Genomic DNA, 3,469 nt, shown 5'->3' with positions numbered 1-3,469 from the left:
CGTAAGGCATCCATTTCCTATAGGAGTCCAATAGACGGCCTCCAGCTGTCCGGATCAACTGGAAATTCTATCGGAAAGAGCTCTTACTACTAATATACGAGGAGGTATCATCTTGAAAATAAGAGGCATTTTGCTAATAGCGCTCCTAATCGGCGGTGCTTATGCAATGATTCAATCCATTAATGACTATAATGAAAAGAAATTCGCAGAGCTGCTACAATCGGCCGACACAAACTTTCAATCTCTCGTATTCAGCAAGCCTCAATTATCCGATTCACCTTCAAAAACTTGGATCGTTGACGATCCTGAACAAGTAGATGAGCTATTAAACTTTTTACAGCATTATGATGTCAAAAAGCTGAAACCGGAAGAAATCGATATTGAAGATGATATCGATCAATTCAGTATCAGCCTTACAGACAACAATGGAAATAGCATGACGGTAATCATAACGGAAAACTTGATCATCCAAAATTCTATGCTCTACTATAAAATAGTTAATGACGACCTTGATATGGAATGGATAGCACGTTTTTTTGCCGAAAATCAATTATAGAGGATGGGGACACTCAGTTCGTTCCCTCCTCATTTTATTGCATATTTATGGATTAAATTACGGATGAGCGGATTTAATGATTCTGGCAAGAAATTAATTGGAAAAAATTCCACCTTAGTCGTTTCAATACCATCCGCCTTTAATTCTCCACCTATTATTTCTTTCGTGACAAGGATAATCGAGACAGAATAATAAGCATCTCCATTTGGCAGAACTGAATAGGTGTGTTCTCCGGATATAACGGTGACAAGTTCAGTTTTTCCAATTTGAAGCCCTGTCTCTTCAAATACTTCCCTTCTACCTGTTTCCTCGACAGATTCTCCTAATTCCATAAAACCTCCAGGTATTCCCCATCTTCCGTCAATTTTTCTTTGTAAAAGAATTTCTCCTTTGTCATTTAACACACCGACACCAACTCCTGTTAGCAATAAAGGACGGTGCCCAACAATTTCTCTTAACTCTTCGATGTACCCCATTTGCGATACCCCCAATTTTTCTATATTTAAGCGGACAAAAACCTTTTTCCATTATTCTTCATAGCTCATTCTTTTTCCTTTAATCCGACACTATAAAAAATATATTTTCTTCGTTTATTTTTTCTGATTATGAATGAGTTCTTCGATGCTTTAGCAGCTCATATGAAGAGTTTCAATGTAATGTGTTTATTACAGAAGTCTACTAATGCGTGAAAGACAATTATCGTATGAGTCTCCTATAAATAATGGAGTATAAGCAGAAAACGAATGTAAAATTGACGAGAATTGAATGGATATCGATGTATTTTGAATGAAAACGTACCTATTCAGTTCAATTCAGTGCATTATACTTCGAAATAAGAACGAGCGAACTTCCAGTAAATAAAAATTTGCTACTCTATCATTCTTTTTTACTTTTCTGTCATTATGCTTTATACTATATTTAGTTCGAAAACCGTAATAAAAGGAGAGATGAGAATGGTCAAAAGCTTACCGCCGCGTTCAGAAGTAAAAGTTGAAGAAACTTGGAATTTGCAAGATCTTTTTAAATCGGAAGATGATTACAATCAAGCGATTGAGCAATTACAGCAAAATGTCGCAAGCTATGTTGAACAGTTCAAAGGCAAGATTTCCGATGTCGACTCAATTATTGCCGCATTAAAAGGATATGCTTCCATCTATAAGAAAATGGTGCCGATCGGAGCTTATACGAGCCTGTCATCAAGCGAAGACCAAACGAACGATGAAGCTCAAATGCGCGCAAGCAAGTATGGATCAATTGCTTCTAAATTAGGAAGCCAATTGTCTTTCGTTTCAAGTGAACTGTCCGAACTTCCTGCAGAACTGCTTGAAAAAGCGATGGGACAATCTAAAGACTTTGAGCTTTATTTAAAAGAAGTGTTGCGTGAAAAACCATATCAATTGCATCCTGAAGTGGAAAAAACGTTAGCTGCTATGTCTTCCGTACTGAACGCACCATACGGTTTGTACAATACAACGAAATTGGTTGATATTCGATTTGATGATTTTGAAGTCGACGGTGAAAAATTCCCGTTAAGCTATACTTCTTTTGAAGGAGGCTGGGAATCAGAAGCAGACACATCAAAAAGAAGAGCTGCGTATGACGCTTTCTATGCAAAATTGAGGCAGTATCAGCATACAGCTGCGAAAACGTACGATATGCATTTGCAAAAAGAAAAGACAATTTCCGATTTGCGTGGATACGATACAGTATTCGATTATTTGCTGTTCAATCAAGAAGTTGATCGATCAATGTATGACCGCCAAATCGATCTAATTATGAAAGAGTTATCACCGCATATGCGAAAATATGCTAAATTACTTCAAAAAGTCCACGGATTGGATAAGATGACTTTTTCCGATTTGAAAATTCCTTTAGACCCTAATTACGAGCCGAAAATAACAATTGAAGAATCGAAAAAATATATTAAAGATTCACTTTCGATTATGGGAGATGACTATTTAACGATGGTTGAACGTTCATATGACGAACGTTGGACAGATTTTGCACAAAACATTGGAAAATCAACAGGCGCATTTTGCTCAAGCCCATATGGAGTCCATCCGTACATTCTAATTTCTTGGACAGGCAGCATGGAAGATGTATTCGTATTGGCGCATGAATTAGGGCATGCCGGACATTTCTACAATGCACATAAGCACCAAAACATCTTCAACTCACGTCCGTCTCTATACTTCATTGAGGCTCCTTCTACGATGAACGAAATGCTTATGGCAAATCACCTGCTCTCGAATTCGGATGATCCGAAATTTAAGCGTTGGGTTATCTCTTCGATCGTAGCGCGGACGTACTATCATAATTTCGTGACACATTTATTGGAAGCTGCATACCAAAGAAAAGTGTATGAACGCATTGATGCAGGCGGCAGCGTAAATGCAAATGTGCTCAACGAATTGAAACGCGGCGTTTTGGAGGAATTCTGGGGTGATGACGTTGAAATAACAGAAGGTGCTGAATTAACTTGGATGCGTCAGCCACATTACTATATGGGCTTATATCCATACACATATAGTGCTGGTTTGACAATTTCCACACAAGTATCAAAGCGTATTTTGGCTGAAGGTAAACCAGCGGTAGAAGATTGGCTGAAAGTCCTCCAAGCAGGCGGCACGAAATCACCTGCAGAGCTTGCACAAATGGCCGGAGTTGATATTACGACTGAACAGCCATTGCTTGACACAATTTCCTATATCGGTGATTTGATCGATCAGTTAATTGAGTTAACCGAAGAAATCGAAACAGTCCAAACCAATTAATAATTTTATGGAAGCATCCTGTTCATCAGGATGCTTCAGACTGTAGACAAAAGGGTTGGAAATCGAATTGATTTCCAACCCTTTTGTCAATTATGAAGTTATTTTAACGGAAAAAGGCCTTTTTATCTCGTAATATTAG

The 3,469-nt window shown here is 38.1% G+C and carries 3 protein-coding genes; 2 read left to right on the top strand and 1 reads right to left on the bottom strand.

Annotated features, from left to right (window positions below; translation table 11 throughout):
• Positions 1-112 precede the first annotated feature (112 nt).
• Complete coding sequence (locus tag ACFQ38_RS11490) at positions 113-556, top strand: hypothetical protein (RefSeq protein WP_336825599.1); 444 nt, start codon at positions 113-115, stop codon at positions 554-556.
• A 29-nt stretch (positions 557-585) separates the two neighbouring features.
• Here the strand turns inward: ACFQ38_RS11490 and ACFQ38_RS11485 are convergent, their stop codons facing one another.
• The gene (locus ACFQ38_RS11485; RefSeq protein WP_381481013.1) at positions 586-1,032 is read right to left on the bottom strand and encodes an NUDIX hydrolase; all 447 of its coding nucleotides are present in this window, start codon (positions 1,030-1,032) and stop codon (positions 586-588) included.
• A gap of 477 nt (positions 1,033-1,509) precedes the next feature.
• Between ACFQ38_RS11485 and pepF the strand changes: the two genes are divergently transcribed.
• The gene (gene pepF / locus ACFQ38_RS11480; RefSeq protein WP_381481011.1) at positions 1,510-3,330 is read left to right on the top strand and encodes an oligoendopeptidase F; all 1,821 of its coding nucleotides are present in this window, start codon (positions 1,510-1,512) and stop codon (positions 3,328-3,330) included.
• The last annotated feature ends 139 nt before the right edge of the window (positions 3,331-3,469 follow it).

The organism is Sporosarcina contaminans, from assembly GCF_042679045.1.
Classification (GTDB): Bacteria; Bacillota; Bacilli; order Bacillales_A; family Planococcaceae; genus Sporosarcina; species Sporosarcina contaminans.
The sequence above is the reverse complement of the archived record's forward strand: the minus strand, read 5'-3'. Positions and strand labels throughout refer to the sequence as shown.

Coding starts and splice junctions, on each gene's coding strand:
- pepF (WP_381481011.1), top strand. CDS start 1,510: ATGGTCAAAAGCTTACCGCCGCGTTCAGAAGTAAAAGTTGAAGAAACT.
- ACFQ38_RS11485 (WP_381481013.1), bottom strand. CDS start 1,032: ATGGGGTACATCGAAGAGTTAAGAGAAATTGTTGGGCACCGTCCTTTA.